This window comes from Aeromicrobium sp. UBA7512, assembly GCF_002476985.1.
GTDB lineage: Bacteria > Actinomycetota > Actinomycetes > Propionibacteriales > Nocardioidaceae > Aeromicrobium > Aeromicrobium phoceense.
Genome location: NZ_DLNK01000007.1, coordinates 223480 through 240838, shown reverse-complemented (window position 1 = coordinate 240838; position 17359 = coordinate 223480). Strand labels below are relative to the sequence as shown.

The window sequence follows — 17359 nt, the reverse complement described above, 5'->3', positions numbered from 1 at the left end:
CCGCCCCTGTGCCACTTTTGGAAAGGGATGCACGCCATTTCGTCCGCGGACGGTGCAACGCTCTCCACAAGTGGAGTGGGGTGGCGGTCATGAGTCCAGCAGAGGTCCGCGGCGAGCGGATGGCACGTCAGCGGCTGATCGGTGAGCCGTTCCCCCACCTGATCTCGTGCGTCAGCGCGCTGGGCGCGGTGCAGTTCCAGGAGTTCGAGGACTCGCTGTGGTCGCTCGCGCGCCGCACGCAGGACCGCCCCGCGCGGGAGACCATCGCGGCCGAGATCGCGGAGGGCGACCTCGTGCGCCACCACGTGCTGCGCCCGACCTGGCACGTGGTCCGCACGCAGGACCTCGACTGGATGCTCGACCTCACTGCCGACCGGATCCGGGCGCAGTCGCGCCCGCAGCTGCGCACGACCGGACTGCTCGAGGACCGCGACCGCTTCGTCGCGATGGTCGGCGAGATCGTCGAGGCAGCGGAGGCGCCGCTGACCCGCAAGGAGATCGGCGAGGCGCTCGCCCTGCGCGGGGTCGAGCTCAAGGGTCAGGCCCTCGGGCACGTCACCGTCAGCGCCGAGCTCGACAAGGTGGTCACCACCGGGCCGCGCCGCGGTCACTGGGACACCTTCGTCCCGTACGCGTCCCGCATCCCCACGGTCGAGCTCGACCGCGAGGAGGCGCTCGTGCGGCTGGCCACGATGTACCTCGCCGGCCACGCCCCCGCCACGGCGCACGACTTCGCGTGGTGGGCCGGGATCACCGTCACCGACGCGAAGCGCGCCTACGAGGTGGCGGAGGTCGAGCCCGTCGCGCCGGCGTCGTCCGACGGCACGGCACTCGTCCTGAGTCTCTTCGACGAGCTCGTCATCGCCTACGCGGACCGCTCGCACTACGAGGTGCCCATCGCGGAGCGCGGCACGATCGACGTCTGGGGCGGCAACCTCGTCCTGCTCGACGGCGTCGTCGCGGCCACCTGGCGCAGCCTCAAGGCGAAGCGCAAGGGCGCCCCGGGGCTCTTCGAGATCACCCTCGTGCGACCCCTCGCACCCTCCGACCGCGACCGCATCCACGCCGATGCCGCGGCCTACATCGACCACCTCGACACCCCTGTCGACCTGCAGTGGAAGGACAGAGCATGAGCAGTGTCAGGACCGCCGTCGACCCGACGACGGGCGCGTACGCCGAGAACCGGGAGGCGGCGCTCGCGCGCGTCGCCGACCTCGCCGAGCAGCACGCGAAGGCGCTGGCCGGTGGCGGCGAGAAGTACGTCGCCCGTCACCACGGCCGCGGCAAGCTGACCGCCCGGGAGCGCATCGAGCTGCTCGTCGACCAGGACTCGCCGTTCCTCGAGCTGGGCGCCCTGGCCGGCTGGGGCACGGACTTCACCGTCGGCGGCTCGATCATCACGGGCATCGGCGTCGTCGAGGGCGTCGAGTGCATGATCATCGCGAACGACCCCACGGTGAAGGGCGGCTCGTCGAACCCCGTCACAGTGAAGAAGGGCTTCCGCGCGGCGCAGGTCGCGGCCGAGAACCGGCTGCCCACGATCAACCTCGTGGAGTCCGGCGGCGCCGATCTCCCGACGCAGAAGGACATCTTCATCCCGGGCGGCGCCAGTTTCCGCAACATCACGCAGGCCAGCGAGGACCGCCGCCCGACGGTGGCCCTCGTCTTCGGCAACTCCACGGCCGGCGGCGCCTACGTGCCGGGCATGAGCGACTACGTCGTCATGGTCGACGGCGGCGCCAAGGTGTTCCTCGGTGGTCCGCCGCTGGTGAAGATGGCCACGGGCGAGGAGTCCGACGACGAGTCGCTCGGCGGCGCGCAGATGCACGCGAAGCAGTCCGGCCTGGCCGACTACCTCGCCGTGGACGAGCGCGACGCGACCCGCCTCGGCCGCCAGATCATCCGGCGCATCAACTGGCGCAAGGCGGGCCCCGTGCCGGCCTCCGTCTACGCCGAGCCGGTGCTCGACGCCGAGGAGCTGCTGGGCATCGTCCCGACCGAACTCAAGGTGCCGTTCGACCCGCGCGAGGTCATCGCGCGCCTCGTCGACGGCAGCGAGTTCGACGAGTTCAAGCCGCTGTACGGCCAGAGCCTCGTCACCGGGTTCGCGCAGCTGCACGGCTACCCGATCGGCATCCTGGCCAACGCGCAGGGCGTGCTGTTCAGCCAGGAGGCGCAGAAGGCCGCGCAGTTCATCCAGCTGGCGAACCAGACCGACACGCCACTGCTGTTCCTGCACAACACCACCGGCTACATGGTCGGCGCGGAGTACGAGCAGGGCGGCATCATCAAGCACGGCGCCCAGATGATCAACGCGGTCTCGAACAGCAAGGTGCCGCACATCTCGATCGTGATGGGCGCGTCCTACGGCGCGGGCCACTACGGCATGAGCGGCCGGGCCTACGACCCGCGCTTCATGTTCAGCTGGACGGGCGCGAAATCGGCCGTGATGGGCCCGGCGCAGCTGGCCGGCGTGATGGAGATCGTCGCGCGCCAGTCGTCGGAGTCGAAGGGCATCCCGTTCGACGCCGAGGGGTTCCAGGGCATCAAGGACCTCGTCGAGGCCCAGATCGAGGAGCAGTCGCTGGCCTACTTCACCAGCGGCCTGGGCTACGACGACGGGGTCATCGACCCGCGCGACACCCGCACCATCCTGGGCATCTGCCTGTCCGCGATCGCCAACGCACCCGTCGAGGGCGCCCGCGGCTACGGGGTGTTCCGCCTGTGACGGATCTGCGCGCGAAGAGGAGCGATCTTGATACGCCCTCTCGCTCCGCTCGGCGGCACTCGATCAACGAGCGCACCGGTGGTCGAGTAGCTCGCGAGCGCAGCGAGCGGCGTATCGAGACCACAGCCAATCAAGGAGCCACCGCATGACCATCAAGAGAGTCCTGGTCGCCAACCGCGGCGAGATCGCGCGGCGGATCTTCCGCACGTGCCGCGACCTCGGCATCGAGACGGTGGCGGTGTACTCCGACGCCGACGCCGGGATGCCCTTCGTGGTCGAGGCCGACGTGTCGGTGCGGCTGCCCGGCAGCGCCCCGTCGGACACGTACCTGCGCGGCGACCTCGTGATCGAGGCGGCCCGCCGCAGTGGCGCGGACGCGATCCACCCCGGCTACGGCTTCCTGTCCGAGAACGCCGGGTTCGCCCGGGACGTGGAGAGCGCCGGGCTGGTCTGGATCGGGCCGAGCCCGGAGTCGATCGACGAGATGGGCAGCAAGATCCGCGCGAAGGAGATCATGGCCGCCGCGGGCGTGCCGATCCTCGCGGTCGACCTCGACGGCGTCACGCCCGGCGAGCTGCCGCTGCTCGTCAAGGCCAGTGCCGGCGGCGGCGGTCGCGGCATGCGCGTCGTGGAGCGGCTCGACGACCTCGACGCCGAGCTCGCGAAGGCCCGGGCGGAGGCCGAGTCCGCGTTCGGCGACGGCACGGTGTTCGTCGAGCCCTACCTGCCCCGGGCCCGTCACGTCGAGGTGCAGATCCTCGCGGACACCCACGGCACGGTGTGGGCCGTAGGCGATCGCGACTGCTCGATCCAGCGCCGCCACCAGAAGGTCGTGGAGGAGGCGCCCGCGCCCGGGCTCTCCGACCGCGCCCGGACGACGCTGCACATCGCCGCCCGCGAGGCCGCGAAGGCCGTGGGCTACCGCGGCGCCGGCACGGTGGAGTTCCTCGTCGACGGCGACCGCGTGTTCTTCCTGGAGATGAACACCCGCCTTCAGGTGGAGCACCCGGTCACGGAGGAGGTGCACGGCCTCGACCTGGTCGCGGAGCAGATCCGCATCGCCGAGGGCGGGGCCCTGGTGGGCAGCGTCCCCGAGCCGAGCGGCCACGCGATCGAGGTCCGCCTCTACGCCGAGGACCCCGCGGAGGACTGGTCGCCCCAGACCGGCACGATCCGCGCGTTCGACTTTCCCGACTCGGTGCGCGTCGACTCGGCCGTCGAGGTGGGCAGCGTCGTGGGCATCCACTACGACGCGATGATCGCCAAGGTCATCGCCCACGGTCCAGACCGGGCCACGGCCCTGCGCACGCTGGTCGATGCCCTGCGTCGTTCCCGCGTGCACGGCGTCACGACGAACCGGTCGGCGCTGCGGCAGATCCTCGAGGCGCCGCAGGTGCGGGACGCCGACCTGTGGACCTCGATGCTGGAGGAGCACGCCGACGACTGGTTCGGTGCCGAGAAGCCGGACCCGCTGGTGCCGGTCGCGGCCGCGTTGGCCGAGGCCACGCTCGCGGCCTCCTCGGCGAGGGTGCTGTCCCGCATCCCCGCCGGCTTCCGCAACGTGCCCAGTCAGCCCCTCACGCGCGAGTACGAGGGCCACGAGCCCGTCGCGTACCGCAGCGCCCAGGGTCGCCTGGTGGTCGACGGAGTCGACGTCGTCTCCGTCGCGGTCGACGGCTCCGCCGTCGAGATCATGCTCGAGGTCGAGGGCGTCACCCGCCGCTACCGCGTCGCGGTGGCGCCGGGCCACGTCGACGTGGACGGCCCGGACGGCTCGACGAGCCTCGTCCCCGTGCCCCGCTTCGTCGACCCGGCGGACGTGGTGGCCGAGGGCTCGCTGCTGGCGCCCATGCCGGCGGCGGTCACGGCGGTGAAGGTCGCCGACGGCGATCGCGTCGCGAAGGGCGACCCCGTGGTCGTCCTCGAGGCGATGAAGATGCAGCACACGATCGCGGCGCCCTCCGACGGCGTCGTCAGCGGCCTGGCCGTGAGCGTCGGGCAACAGGTCGAGGCCGGAGCGGTCCTCGCCGTCATCGAGGAGGAGACCGAATGAGCAACTTCACGGAGTCCGAGGAGCGACGCGAGCTGCGCAAGGCGGTCGCGGCGCTCGGCGCCAAGTACGGCGAGCACTACTTCTACGACGCCGCGAAGGAGGGCCGCAAGACCACGGAGCTGTGGTCGGAGGCCGGCAAGCTCGGCTACCTCGGCGTCTCGATCCCCGAGGAGTTCGGCGGCGGGGGCGGCGACATCGGCGATCTCGCGGCGGTCTGCGAGGAGCTGGCGATCGCCGGCTGCCCGCTGCTGCTGATGGTGGTCTCGCCCGCGATCGTCGGCACGGTCATCGCCCAGTACGGGACGCAGGAGCAGAAGCAGCGCTGGCTGCCCGGCCTGGCCGACGGCACCGCGACCTACGCGTTCAGCATCACCGAGCCGGACGCCGGGTCGAACTCGCACCACCTGGTCACGACGGCCACGAAGTCCGAGGACGGCTGGATCCTCAAGGGCGGCAAGACCTACATCTCGGGCGTGGACGAGGCCAGCCACGTGCTGGTCGTGGGCCGTATGGCCGACTCGAAGAGCGGCAAGCTCAAGCCCGCGCTGTTCATGGTGCCCACCGACGCCGAGGGCTTCAGCGCCCAGGAGATCGACATGGGCCTCACCAGCCCGGAGAAGCAGTTCACGCTGTTCTTCGACGACATCCGGCTGCCGGCCGACGCGTTGGTCGGCAGCGAGGACGCCGGCCTCGAGCAGCTGTTCGCGGGCCTGAACCCCGAGCGGATCATGGCCGCGTCCATGGGCACGGGTACCGCGCGCTGGGCGCTGAACAAGGCCGTCGCCTACGCCAAGGAGCGCGACGTCTGGGGCAAGCCGATCGGCGCGCACCAGGCCATCGCCCACCCGCTCGCGCAGCTGCACATCGACATCGAGATGACGCGTCTGCTCACTCAGAAGGCGGCCGCGCTCTACGCCGCGGGCGACCTGATGGGTGCGGGCGAGGCGGCCAACATGGCCAAGGTCGCCGCCGGCGACGCCGCCGCGAAGGCCGTCGACACCGCCATCCAGACGCACGGCGGCAACGGCCTGGCGAACGAGTACGGTCTGGTGCAGGCGCTCGCCTCGTCGCGACTGTCGAACATCGCGCCCGTCAGCAAGCAGATGGCCCTCAACTTCGTCGCCCAGTTCTCGCTGGGCCTGCCGAAGTCCTACTGATCTCGATACGCCGTCTCGCTTCGCTCGCCGCCACTCGATCACCGAGCCCGGTGGTTGAGTAGCGGGCGAGGCACGAGCCGCGTATCGAAACCACCGCAGCGGAACGGAGCACCATGACCGAACTCGTCCATCTGGACGTCGCCGACGGCGTCGCGACGATCACGCTCGACAGCGAGCACAACCGCAACGCGCTCAGCCGCCAGCTCGTGACGGAGCTGGGGGCGCACCTGGGCAACGCGGAGGCCGACGCCGACGCCAAGGTGATCGTGCTGCGCTCGGCCCACCGGGTGTTCTGCTCGGGCGCCGACCTGTCCGAGGCCGCGGAGGGGGCGATGCAGGAGGGCGCCAGCGCCCTGGTCGACCTGCAGCGCCGCATCGCGACGAGCGCCAAGCCCGTCGTGGTCGTGCTGGGCGGCCCGGTCCGCGCGGGCGGCCTGGGGCTCGTGGGCGCAGCCGACATCGTGCTCGCCACGGCGTCGGTCACGTTCGCGCTGACCGAGGTCCGGCTGGCGCTCGCGCCGGCCGTCATCAGCCTGTCGCTGCTGCCGCGACTCGCGCCGCGAGCGGCGTCCGATCTCTTCCTCACCGGCCGGAAGTTCGACGCCGACGAGGCCCAGCGCATCGGCCTGGTCACGCGGGTCGTGGAGGACGACGGGCTCGACGCCGGACTGGAAGCGGTGCTCGCCGACCTCGAGCAGGGCTACCCGCAGGGGTTCCGTGAGACGAAGGCCCTGCTCAACCACGACCTCGTGGCGCGCATCGACGCACTCGGCGACCAGGTGGCCCAGCAGTCGGCTCAGCTGTTCGGCAGCGACGAGGCGCGCGAGGCGATGCTCGCGTTCCTGTCCCGCCCCCGCTGAACGACGAACGCCCCTCCCCGGCGGGGAGGGGCGTTCGTCGTGGTGGTCAGCGCGGAAGCGCGAAGGACGGGAGCGAGTTCGTCCGGCACAGCACCTGCGGCGACACGGCGGCGACGGAGCCTCCGCCGAACGCGATCACCTGGGATCCCGCGACGGACGTGCGCAGCGGCAGCGGAGCCGCGTCCTGCCGGACGTCCAGCTCGATGAGGGTCGGCTCGTCGGAGAGGTCGGCCTTCTTGAACTCGAGGAAGCTCAGGCCGCCGTCGAAGCTCTCGGTGTCAGGAACGCCGACGCTCGTGCGGAAGGTGCTGCAGGCACCGTTCGTCTTGAAGTAGCGACCGCCCGCGAAGCGGATGGCCTTCGGGTACGTCCGGCCGGCGATGCTGACGGAGCCGACCGAGTTCGTGCCCTCGTCGGCGTGGCGCTGCGTGGTCAGGTCGATCCAGCGCCATCCGGTGAAGCCGCGGACCCGGCTGCTGCCGGCACGGGCCTTCGAGGACTTCGGCGCCACGACGCGCAGCGAGTGCTTCCCGGCGGTCCTGACCTTGACGCGCACGGCGTACTTGCGGCTCTTCGTGGTGCGGACCTTGGCGACGGTCGTCCAGCGGCCGGCGCCGACCTTGCGCTGGACGAGCAGGCGCTTCTTCGCGGCCTTGGGTCCCTTGACCTTGCCGGTGACCTTGACGGTCGCGCCGACGGTCGGGTTGGCCGTGCTGGTGGAGATCGAGACCTTGTAGGCCGGCTTCCTGGCCGCTTCGGCCGCGGTGGCCGGTGCCAGGGTGAGCACCAGGCCGGTGGCCGTGGCGAGGGCGAGAGCGCGCAGGCGCATGGGACGGTCCTTCGGTTCGGGGATTCGGCCCGGCCAGCGTAGTGGCTGGAGTGGCTGGTGGTACGTGAATCGACCCAAGCGAGCCGCGATCGTCCGGCGTCAGAGCGAGGGCAGGACCATCCGCGGCAGGGCGTTGACCGAGCAGCGCAGCTTCGGCGCGACCATCGAGACGCGCTTCCTGCTGTTGTCGTCGCCGAACGCGACCACCTTCCGGCCCGTGACGGGGTAGCTGACCGCCTTCGGAGCGGCACCGGCCGCGGCGTGCGCGTGGTACTCCCGCTCGTCGTCGAAGTCGGCGTTGGCGGCGGTGAGGACCACGAGGCGGCCGGCGACGTTGTCCGGGGTGCCGACCGACCCGCGGAGCGTCGTGCACTTCCCGCCGGTGTTGAAGTAGACGCCGGAGTCGCGGAACGTGAAGGCCTTGCGGTACCGCTTCCCCGCGATGGTGACGGGGCCGTTCACGGGCTCACCACCCGTGGCGTGGCGCTGCTTCGTCAGGTCGAGCCATCGGAAGCCCGTGTAGCGGCGGGCGGGACTCGTGCCGGCGCCTGCCGACGACGACCTCGGCGCGACGACGCGCACGTACTGCCGGCCGGCGGTGGTCACCTTCACCCGTGCCGCGTAGGTGCGCCGTGCCGTGGTGCGCACCTTCGCCACCGTCCTCCACGCTCCGCTGCCGACCTTGCGCTGCACGAGCAGCTGCTTCCCGGCCGCCTGCGGGCCGGCCACGGTGCCGGAGAGCTTGAGTTTCGTGCCGACCGTCGGCCTGCTGGCGTTGATGGAGAGGGACACGGAGTAGGTCGATGCCGCCTGGGCCGCGAGGGGCGCCAGGGCGAGGACCAGTCCGGTCGCCACGGCGATGGCGATGACGCGCACGCGCATGCGGTTCTTCCTTACGTCGTCGAAATGGCGGCCACGTCAGCGTAATGGCGCAGGAGTGGCTGATGTTGCGCGAAACGGTAGTCACTTCTGACCACTTGTGGCCGTTCGGTCACCGACGAGAAAAGTGGCACATACGTTTCACTGGTGAACTCACGCCACTCCAGTCACACGACGCCCGCGTCAACGCCCCATCGCGCGCGACCGCTGTCGATGCTGCTCGCCCTCGTCATCGCTCTCGCCGGCCTGGTGTTCGTGGCCGGTCCGGCCCAGGCAGCGGACGACGCGATTTTCGTCAAGACCTTCGGCGTCTCGGGTGACCAGGCGGAGGTCGTCGGCCACTCCTGGGACGTGGCCGTCGGCCCCGACGGGAGCGTCTACGTCGCCGACACCGACCACGCGCGGGTGCAGGTGTACACGCCCGACGGGGAGTTCCTCCGCACGTTCGCGCTGAGCAGCCACCCCTACGGGATCGATGTCGACGACGTCGGTGCGGTCTACGTGACCATGGGCAACGGAAACGTCGCCAAGTACGCCTCGGACGGCTCGCAGGTGTTCGAGGTGCATTCCCACACGTCGTACAGCGGCTACGGCATCGCGGTCGACGCGTCCGGGAAGATCTTCGTCACGGACTACAACGCGGGTCGCATCGTGGTGCTGAACGCCGAGGGCGCCCCCCTGAACTCGTGGGGCGCCTACGGCTCCGGCCCGGGACAGATCATGCACGCGTACGGCATCGACGTCGACGACGAGGGCATCGTCTACGTGCCGGACTACGGCAACAGTCGCGTGCAGAAGTTCACCACCGACGGCACCTACCTCTCCTCGCTGACGCACGTCGGGGACGAGCCGATGAACGGCCCTCTGAAGGTCGACGTCGATGCGGACGGCCGGATCGCCATCAGCGAGTACAACAGTTCGCGCGCGTCCGTGCTCACGGCCGACGGCGACCTGGTCTCGTCGTGGACCTGGGATGGCACCCCCTACTCCCACGGCACCGCTGGCATCGCCTTCGGCGACGACGGCAGCGTCTACACGACCAACCTGAACCAGCAGGGCGTGCAGAAGCACCAGCTGGAGCCGGTGTTCGCTGCCTTCACCCCGCAGATCGAGGGATCGGGCCGGGTTGGCGACGAGCTGACCGTGTCGGCGTCGACGTCGCCCGAGCCGGCCTCGTGGGACTACGCATGGAGCGTCGGCGGCAGCGACGAGGTGCGCTCGACCGACGCGACGTTCACGCCGACCGCCGCGGACCAGGGCAAGACCGCCACCGTCACGGTGACCGCGAAGGGCACCGAGGGTGAGCTGCGCGACCGCACCGCCACGGCCACGAAGGCGATCACCGGCAAGGTCATGGACGCCAGTGCCTTCACGATCGGCGACTCCACGCCGACCACGCCCCCCACCACGGGCGACGTCCTGACGCTGGAGGTGGACGAGGCCAAGCTGCCTGAGGACGCCTCGGGCACCGTCCGCTGGGGACGCCTGGACGACGAGGCGGTCTGCGTGGTTCCCGAGGACGCCACCGCCAGCACGACCCGCCCCGTCGTCGACGGCGACGCGGGCGCGCAGCTCTGCGCCCGCGTGGCCTACGAGGCCTCCGGCTACGAGGACATGACGCTCACCGTGACCGCTCACGGCAGCACGGTGGGCACCTTCACGGCTCCGAAGCCGACGGTCGACGTCGAGTCGCCGGTCGTGGACGGGACGCTGACCGCCTCGGTCGACCTGGACGACGGCCCCGCCGGCGCCGAGGTCACGGCTTGGCAGTGGGGCACGCAGGCCGAGGGCGAGTGCACCGCGATCGCGGGCGCCGACGAGGCCACCTTCACCGCCGGCGTCGAGGACTTCGAGGACACGCTGTGCGTGACCGTCAAGATCAGCGCGCCGCACCACCAGGACGCGAAGGCGACCCTCGTGGTCGGCCAGGTCGGTGCCGGTGCCTTCGGCGAGTCGCCGACGGTGACGATCCCGGGCTGGACCGCGGTCGGCGTGGAGGCCTCCGCCTCCGTGACCGGCGGCGACCCGGCGGATGCCGAGCGCACCTACCAGTGGAAGCTCGACGGCGAGCCGATCGAGGGCGCCACGGCCGCCACCTACACGCCGAAGGGCGCGCAGCGCGGTCACGACCTCTCGGTCACCGTGACGTCCACGGCCCGCGGGTACGTCGCCGACGTGACGACCTCCGGCGAGGTCGAGATCGGCTCGGGCTCGCTGCAGGTGAACGAGCCCGCGTTCAGCACGGTTCGCCCGACGGTGGGCGAGGAGATCTCGCTGCCGCTCGACCTGTCCGAGGCGCCCGAGGGCGCCGAGGGTCACTGGCAGTGGGGAGTGCAGCAGGGTGAGGTCTGTGTCGCCATCTCGGGTGCGACGTCGGACTCCTTCACGCCCACGGCCGCTGAGGTCGGCGAGGTGCTGTGTGTCGAGGTGGGCGTCACGGCCGAGGGCTATGAGTCCCTCTCCGGGACGTTCCTCCTCGAGCACCCCGTCCTGCGCGGCACGCTGCCCGTCCTGCGGGGCGTGCTCAGCAGCACGAGCCCGAAGATCGGCGCGAGCCTGACGGCGTCGCTGCTCTCGGGCCCGCTGCCCGAGGGTGTGAAGACGACCACCACGTGGGGCTTCGCCCCCGCCGCGGCCGACTGCCGTCCGTCGAAGGTCGCGAGCTCGTTCCGTGTCACCGCGGGCATGGCCGGACGCGTGGTCTGCGCACGGATCACCGTCACGGCGCCGGGTCACACCGAGTGGTCGACGACCCTGCGGACGAACGTGATCAAGGAGACGGCGAAGGCCACGGCCTCGCGCCTGACCGTTCGCGGCACGCAGGCCTTCACGATCCGTGCCCAGGGCCTGGCCCCGGGCCAGCGCTACCGGATCTCGCTGCGCCACCAGATGGTGACCGGCAAGGCCGACTCGTACGGCCGGGTCGTGCGCAAGGTCCGGTACGACAAGGGCCTGCGGTCGGCGAAGCGGACGATCGTGGTCCGCGGCTTCGACGGCAAGGGCAAGGTCACGTACCTGAAGAAGCTCAAGGTCACGTACCGGGCCCGCTGAATCGCTGGACGCACCCGCGGGCGCCGGCCGACCCCCGTTTGGCGGTCGGCGCCCGCGCGGCGCTTGCGTCGGCCGCGAACGGCCGACGCCCCCCACGAGCCGCCTGGCCACGCCCTGATACATCCGCCGGCGAGGGGTTCTCGGAGGCGCCCTGCGCGTGTAGGTTCCGGTGTGTAACTCACAGTGACAGGTGGGCTCGGGAGCCTGCGGAGCCAGGGGGCCGTCATGCCACGCTTCATTCCATCCGTCGCGGTCGCGACATCGGTCGGCGCCCTCGTGGCCGCCCTCGTCGTGGCGTCGCCGGCGTTCGCCGAGTCCACCGATCCGACCGTGGTCCCCACCACGGCGCCGACGTCGACCCCGGTTGCCTCCGTGCCCGTCGGGCCGGGCGAGCTCGAACGGACCTTCGTCTACCGGTGCGAGGGCATCTTCTGGGGCCTGAACCTCGGAACGCACTCCGTCAGCGTCCGGGCGACAGCGGACTACCCCGAACTGGCTGCGCCGGGCGATGTCCTCGCGCCGCGTTCTGCCTCGGTCGAGCTCGAGCTGTCCGAGCTGCTGCGCCAGTCGGTCCACCTCCTCCTCAATGGCACGTCCTACGAGGGGACGGCCGACGCCGACTGGACGCTCACCACGGCGGGCCGCGCCACCGCCTGGGACACCGGGGACCTCGTCTTCCCCCGCGCGCCGATCCCCGAGGAGATGAACGAGCCGTGGCGGCTGCCGGGCCGGGTCGAGCTGCCCGCGGTGACGGTGCCCGACGAGGCCGAGGGAGCGCTGTGGCTGAGTCTTCCCCAGCGCTTCACCCTGGCGGGCCAGATGCACACGACCAGCGGCGAGACCCACGACGGCGAGTTCACCTGCACGGCACCGGCCGACCGCGTCCTCGGGGGAGTCGCCCTCGAGGGCTCGACGGATCCCACCCCGCCCCCACCCGATCCCACGACGGACCCCACGCCCGACCCCGATCCCACGACGGACCCCACACCGGATCCGACTCCCGACCCGACCGATCCCACCCCGGATCCGACGTTCGGCCCGTTCCCCGACCCCTCGTCCCCGGCCCCTGTGGGGCCGGGCACCCTGACGAGGACCGTGACCTACTGGTGCGGCATCGTCACCGGGGGGCTCGACCTGGGCGTGCAGCGGGTCGACGTCCGGGCGACCGTCGACTACCCCGAGGTGGCAGCGCCCGGTGACGTGCTTCCCGCCCGTCAGGCCGAGCTGGTGCTGAGGCCGCAGGAGCTGCTCCGCCAGAGCACGACCCTGCTGCTGGGCGCCCGGGAGTTCGAGGCCTCCTCCCAGGGCAGCGCGTGGTCGTTCACGACAGCGGACCGCACCACGGCCGTCCAGGCCGGCGACATCGTCGCGCCGCGCAGCGGGATCCCGCAGGACGCCGGGCGCGTCTGGAACTTCGGGGCACAGGTCGTGCTGCCGGCCCTCACCGTCCCCGGCGACACCGCGGGAGGCCTGTGGCTGAACGCGCCCGACCAGTTCACGCTGGACGGCACGTTCCGCACGTCGGACCTCAGCACGATCCCGGCGACGATGGACTGCGCCGCCTCTGGTGATCGAAGGGTGGGTGGCATCGCGCTGGAGGGCTGGACGTACCCGACCAGCCCTCCGACCACGATCCCGACGACCCCGACACCGCCCACCACGCCCGCGCCGACGGACCCGACCGGCCCGACGGTCGAGCCGACCACACAGCCGACGACCGCGCCGACCACACAGCCCACGACCGGCCCGGTCCTGCTCCAACCGTCGGTGAAGGTGGGCGCGCTGGCCCTGTGGCGCTCGGCGGTGTTCACCGTAGGGGTGTCCGCGAAGGGCACGTTGCCCAGTGGAAACGTCACCGTCCGCCTGGGGGACAGGAGCGTCGCGAAGGGGCGGCTGTTCCTCGGCGTCACCGTCCTCACGGCGTCGAACCTGCCCAAGGGACAGCACACGTTCACGATCAGCTACGAAGGGGACGCGAAGGTCGCGGGGAGGACGGTGACGAAGGTCCTGCGCATCAACTGAGCCCGAAGCGTGGCGATGGGGCGTACCGGCTGGTGTCCGGTGCCTAGAATGGAGAGTTCCCCCACGCCACCGAAGGACGTCGATGAGCCAGCCCTCGCCCGATGAACGCGAGCTCCAGCACGAGCAGGCGTATGTCGACACGGTCTACGAGCGACTGGAGGAGTCCACCAAGGTGGCCAAGTCCCTCGTCGCCGAGGGGCTGGCGCGCGGGCACATCGGCCACGAGGGCGGACTCGTCGAGCGCGACGCGATGGTCTACCAGGCCTCGCGCCGGCTGAGCGCCCTGCACGCCGCCCACGACGGGCTCGTGTTCGGCCGTCTCGACCTCGGCACCGGCGACGCCCGCTACATCGGCCGCATCGGCGTGCGCGACGAGGACCGCGAGATCATCCTCATCGACTGGCGCGCCCCGGCCGCCGCCGTCTTCTACCAGGCCACCGCGCAGGACCCGGCCGGCGTCGTGCGCCGTCGGGTGCTGCGCTGCCGCGGCGACCGCGTGATCGGCATCGAGGACGAGCTGCTCGACGCCGACGCGGCCCCGGACGACATGGTCGTGATCGGCGAGGGCGCGCTGCTGGCCAGCCTGAGCCGGGCCCGCGACAGCTCGATGCACTCGGTCGTGGCCACGATCCAGAAGGAGCAGGACGAGGCCATCCGCGCCCCCGCGCGCGGCGCCACGATCATCGGCGGCGGTCCCGGGACCGGCAAGACCGTCGTCGCGCTGCACCGCGCGGCCTTCCTGCTCTACACCGACCGGCGCCGCTTCGAGTCCGGTGGCGTGCTCGTCGTCGGCCCGTCCGGCGTCTTCATGAACTACATCGAGCGCGTGCTGCCGAGCCTCGGCGAGACCAGCGTGGTGCTGCGCTCCATCGGCGAGGTCGTCAACGGGATCCGGGCCACGCAGCACGCCGTGCCCGAGGCCGCCGCGTTGCTCGGCTCGGCCAACATGGCCAAGGCGCTGGCCCGCATCGCCAAGTCGCCGCAGCCGGGGACGCCGAACCGGTTCGACCTGTTCTACCGCGACGACCGGCTCGTGCTCGAGGCCTCCGACCTCGCGCGGATCCGCCGCAAGGTGCTGTCGAACGGCCTGCCCAACACCACGCTCGCCGTCGTGCGCGAGGAGCTCGTCAAGGCGCTGTGGGAGCGCGTCACCGGCGACCGCGGGCTCGATCGCGGCGAGGAGGCGTTCGCCGACCACCTCGACGGCGACCTGACATTCGAGACCTTCGTCGACGCGTGGTGGCCCGAGCTCGACCCGGTGGAGGTCTGGCGCACCGTCCCGTCCCGCCTCGGCGAGGTGGCCTCCGACCTGTTCACCTCGTTCGAGCAGCAGGTGCTGCGCCGCGAGTGGGCCGACCAGCCCACGATCGAGGACATCCCGCTGATCGACGAGCTGCGGCACCTCCTGGGCGAGGCGCCGGTCCGCACCGAGGACGACTGGGCCACGCCGAAGCAGATGATGAGCTTCGAGGAGCGTGAGCGCGAGGACCGCGTGCAGGCCACCGGCAGCATCGACGACGAGGGCTTCGCCCACGTGCTCGTCGACGAGGCGCAGGACCTCTCGCCCATGCAGTGGCGGATGCTCGGCCGTCGCGGTCGCACCGCCAGCTGGACGATCGTCGGCGACGAGGCCCAGTCCTCGTGGCCCGTCCCGGCCGAGTCGGCAGCGGCGCGCGACGAGGCGCTCGGCACGATGCCCGTCCACCGGTTCCGGCTGTCCACGAACTACCGCAACTCCGCCGAGATCTACGAGTTCGCCGCGCAGGTGGCCCGCCAGGCGATCGCGAATCCCGACCTCGCCGAGGCCGTGCGGCGCACCGGCGTCGACCCGCGCCACGAGGTCGTCGAGGGCGACCGGCTGGTCGAGCGGGTCGTCGCCGAGGCCACCGAGATGCTGGAGCAGCTGGAGGGCACGGTCGCCGTGGTCGCCCCGGCGAGCCGGCTCGCCGCGCTGACGGAGGCGATGCCGGTCGACGACCGCCTGCGTGTGCTCGACCCACTCGACACCAAGGGACTCGAGTTCGACGGTGTCGTGCTCGTGGACGCCGACGGTGTCGTCGGCGAGTCCGCGGCCGGCTGGCGCACGCTCTACGTCGTGCTCACCCGCGCCACGCAGGGCCTCGTCACCGTCGGCACGAGCCGTTCGTGGCTCGATAGGGTCGACGGGTGAGACGACTCCCTGCCGCGATCGGCCTCGTGCTGGTCGGGCTGGCCGTCGCCGTGCCCGTCGCCGCGACCACGTTCGTCGACACCGAGCGCACCGTCACGATCGGCGCCCACAACGCGACCGCGCGGCCCACCTTCGACGGCCACGTGAGGATCGTGGCCGGTCCGCTGCTGCCCGAGCTGCGGATGCCGTCGGACGCGCTGCTGGGCATCGGGGCCGAGGTCGTGCTGCGTGACAGTCCCGACACCGACCTCGAGCGGGTGCTCGCCCAGGACGCGGCGATCGCCAGCCAGCCCGAGGGTGAGATCGCCGCGATGACGTCGGAGATCACCGAGATGGGTCTCGCGGCGCTGCAGCGCGGTATCGCCGCCGGCGTCATCGCGATGGTCGTGGTGGGCGTCGGCTGGTGGGCGGTCGGCCCGCGTCGGCGGCGCGAGCTGCGTGAGCAGTGGCCGCCCGAGCCCCGCACGGCGCTCGTCGGCGGCGTGCTCGCCGTCGTGGTGCTGGGCGCCGTGATGGCCTACGCGCCCGACCCGGGCACGAAGCGCGAGGTCGCGTGGGTGCCGCTGCGCCAGGAGTTCCCCGAGCTGCCCGACGAGCCGCGGCTCGCGAAGGTGGAGATCTCGCGCGGTGCCGCGACGGCCACCAGCAAGGCGATCGTGCAGGGCGCCTTCGACACCTACGAGGAGTCGCTGGAGTTCTACACCGCACTCGCCGAGAAGACCAAGGACGTCCCGGTGCGCGCGCCGGAGGACGGCCAGACCACCGCGCTGGTCGTCACCGACCGCCACAACAACGTGGGCATGGACCCGGTCGCCCGCGAGGTGGCCCGCGCGGCCGACGCGTCGTTCGTGCTGGACCTCGGCGACGACACGTCGAACGGCGCCTCGTGGGAGGCGTTCAGCATCAAGTCGCTGCGCGAGACCTTCGAGGACCTGCCGATCGTCGCGGTCGCGGGCAATCACGACACCGGCCGCTACATCCAGCGCGAGATGGAGCGCAACGACTTCACCGTGCTCGACGGCGAGCCCACCGAGATCGAGGGCGTGCGCATGCTCGGCGAGAGCGACCCGCGCAGCTCGGGCCTCACGGCCGGCTACAACGGCAACGAGGGCGACAACATCGCCGCGATCACCGACCAGAGCGAGGCCCTCGCCGAGGCGGCGTGCGAGGACGGCGAGGTCAGCCTGCTGGCCACCCACAGCGCGGCGTCGGCCAAGCAGGCCGTCGCGCAGGGCTGCGTCGACCTCGCGATCAGCGGGCACCTGCACCGCCAGGTGGGGCCCACCAGTACCGAAGGCCCGAACGGCACCTCCACCGAGGTCTCGATCGGCTCCACCGGCGGCGCGGTCTACGCCTTCGCGCTCGGCACGAAGCTCCGCCGCGACGCCCAGGTGGCCGTGCTGACCTTCGAGGCCGGCCGCGTGGTCGGCCTGCAGATCGTCACCTTCAAGCCCGGCAGCGTCATCGACGTCGGCGACTACACGACCCTGCCGGTCCCGGTCGCCGCCCGCTGACCCTGATCTCGATACGCGTCTCGCAAGCTCGCCAGCTACTCGATCACCGACCCGCTGGTCGAGTGCCGGCGAGCGAAGCGAGACGGTGTATCGAGA

At 71.6% G+C, this 17359-nt stretch carries 11 protein-coding genes; 9 read left to right on the top strand and 2 right to left on the bottom strand.

The annotated features are described in order from the left end of the window. Nucleotides 1–89: 89 nt before the first annotated feature. From B2363_RS12070 to B2363_RS12050, 5 genes are all read left to right on the top strand, one after another. Nucleotides 90–1133 (top strand): winged helix DNA-binding domain-containing protein, encoded by a 1044-nt coding sequence (locus B2363_RS12070; protein WP_286930538.1) that lies wholly within the window; start codon nucleotides 90–92, stop codon nucleotides 1131–1133. Beyond that, a complete protein-coding gene (locus B2363_RS12065) occupies nucleotides 1130–2728 on the top strand; it encodes an acyl-CoA carboxylase subunit beta (RefSeq protein WP_286930536.1) in 1599 nt (532 codons plus the stop codon). Before B2363_RS12070 ends, B2363_RS12065 begins: the two co-directional genes overlap by 4 nt. 145 nt (nucleotides 2729–2873) lie before the next feature. Beyond that, the gene (locus B2363_RS12060; protein ID WP_286930534.1) at nucleotides 2874–4781 is read left to right on the top strand and encodes an acetyl/propionyl/methylcrotonyl-CoA carboxylase subunit alpha; all 1908 of its coding nucleotides are present in this window, start codon (nucleotides 2874–2876) and stop codon (nucleotides 4779–4781) included. After that, entirely contained in the window at nucleotides 4778–5938 is a 1161-nt protein-coding gene (locus B2363_RS12055) for an acyl-CoA dehydrogenase family protein (protein ID WP_181753872.1), read from the top strand. Before B2363_RS12060 ends, B2363_RS12055 begins: the two co-directional genes overlap by 4 nt. A 113-nt stretch (nucleotides 5939–6051) precedes the next feature. Further along, nucleotides 6052–6798 carry an enoyl-CoA hydratase-related protein gene (locus tag B2363_RS12050; protein ID WP_286930530.1) on the top strand — a complete coding sequence of 249 codons (747 nt, stop codon included), beginning with the start codon at nucleotides 6052–6054 and terminating at the stop codon, nucleotides 6796–6798. 46 nt (nucleotides 6799–6844) lie between these two features. Here the strand turns inward: B2363_RS12050 and B2363_RS12045 are convergent, their stop codons facing one another. Together B2363_RS12045 and B2363_RS12040 are read right to left on the bottom strand one after the other, a co-directional pair. Further along, nucleotides 6845–7627 (bottom strand): hypothetical protein, encoded by a 783-nt coding sequence (locus tag B2363_RS12045; protein WP_286930528.1) that lies wholly within the window; start codon nucleotides 7625–7627, stop codon nucleotides 6845–6847. 99 nt (nucleotides 7628–7726) lie between these two features. After that, a complete protein-coding gene (locus B2363_RS12040) occupies nucleotides 7727–8509 on the bottom strand; it encodes a hypothetical protein (RefSeq protein WP_286930526.1) in 783 nt (260 codons plus the stop codon). A gap of 144 nt (nucleotides 8510–8653) precedes the next feature. Between B2363_RS12040 and B2363_RS12035 the strand changes: the two genes are divergently transcribed. The 4 genes from B2363_RS12035 to B2363_RS12020 all read left to right on the top strand — a co-directional run bounded on the left by B2363_RS12035 (nucleotide 8654) and on the right by B2363_RS12020 (nucleotide 17263). Then, on the top strand, nucleotides 8654–11557 hold the full coding sequence (locus B2363_RS12035; protein ID WP_286930524.1) for a hypothetical protein: 2904 nt from the start codon (nucleotides 8654–8656) through the stop codon (nucleotides 11555–11557). Nucleotides 11558–11782: 225 nt separating this feature from the next. Next, the gene (locus tag B2363_RS12030; protein ID WP_286930522.1) at nucleotides 11783–13579 is read left to right on the top strand and encodes an Ig-like domain-containing protein; all 1797 of its coding nucleotides are present in this window, start codon (nucleotides 11783–11785) and stop codon (nucleotides 13577–13579) included. 82 nt (nucleotides 13580–13661) lie between these two features. Beyond that, nucleotides 13662–15749 carry a HelD family protein gene (locus B2363_RS12025; RefSeq protein ID WP_286930520.1) on the top strand — a complete coding sequence of 696 codons (2088 nt, stop codon included), beginning with the start codon at nucleotides 13662–13664 and terminating at the stop codon, nucleotides 15747–15749. Then, nucleotides 15746–17263, top strand: a complete 1518-nt coding sequence (locus tag B2363_RS12020) for a metallophosphoesterase family protein (RefSeq protein WP_286930518.1) — start codon at nucleotides 15746–15748, stop codon at nucleotides 17261–17263. Before B2363_RS12025 ends, B2363_RS12020 begins: the two co-directional genes overlap by 4 nt. Nucleotides 17264–17359 lie beyond the last annotated feature (96 nt).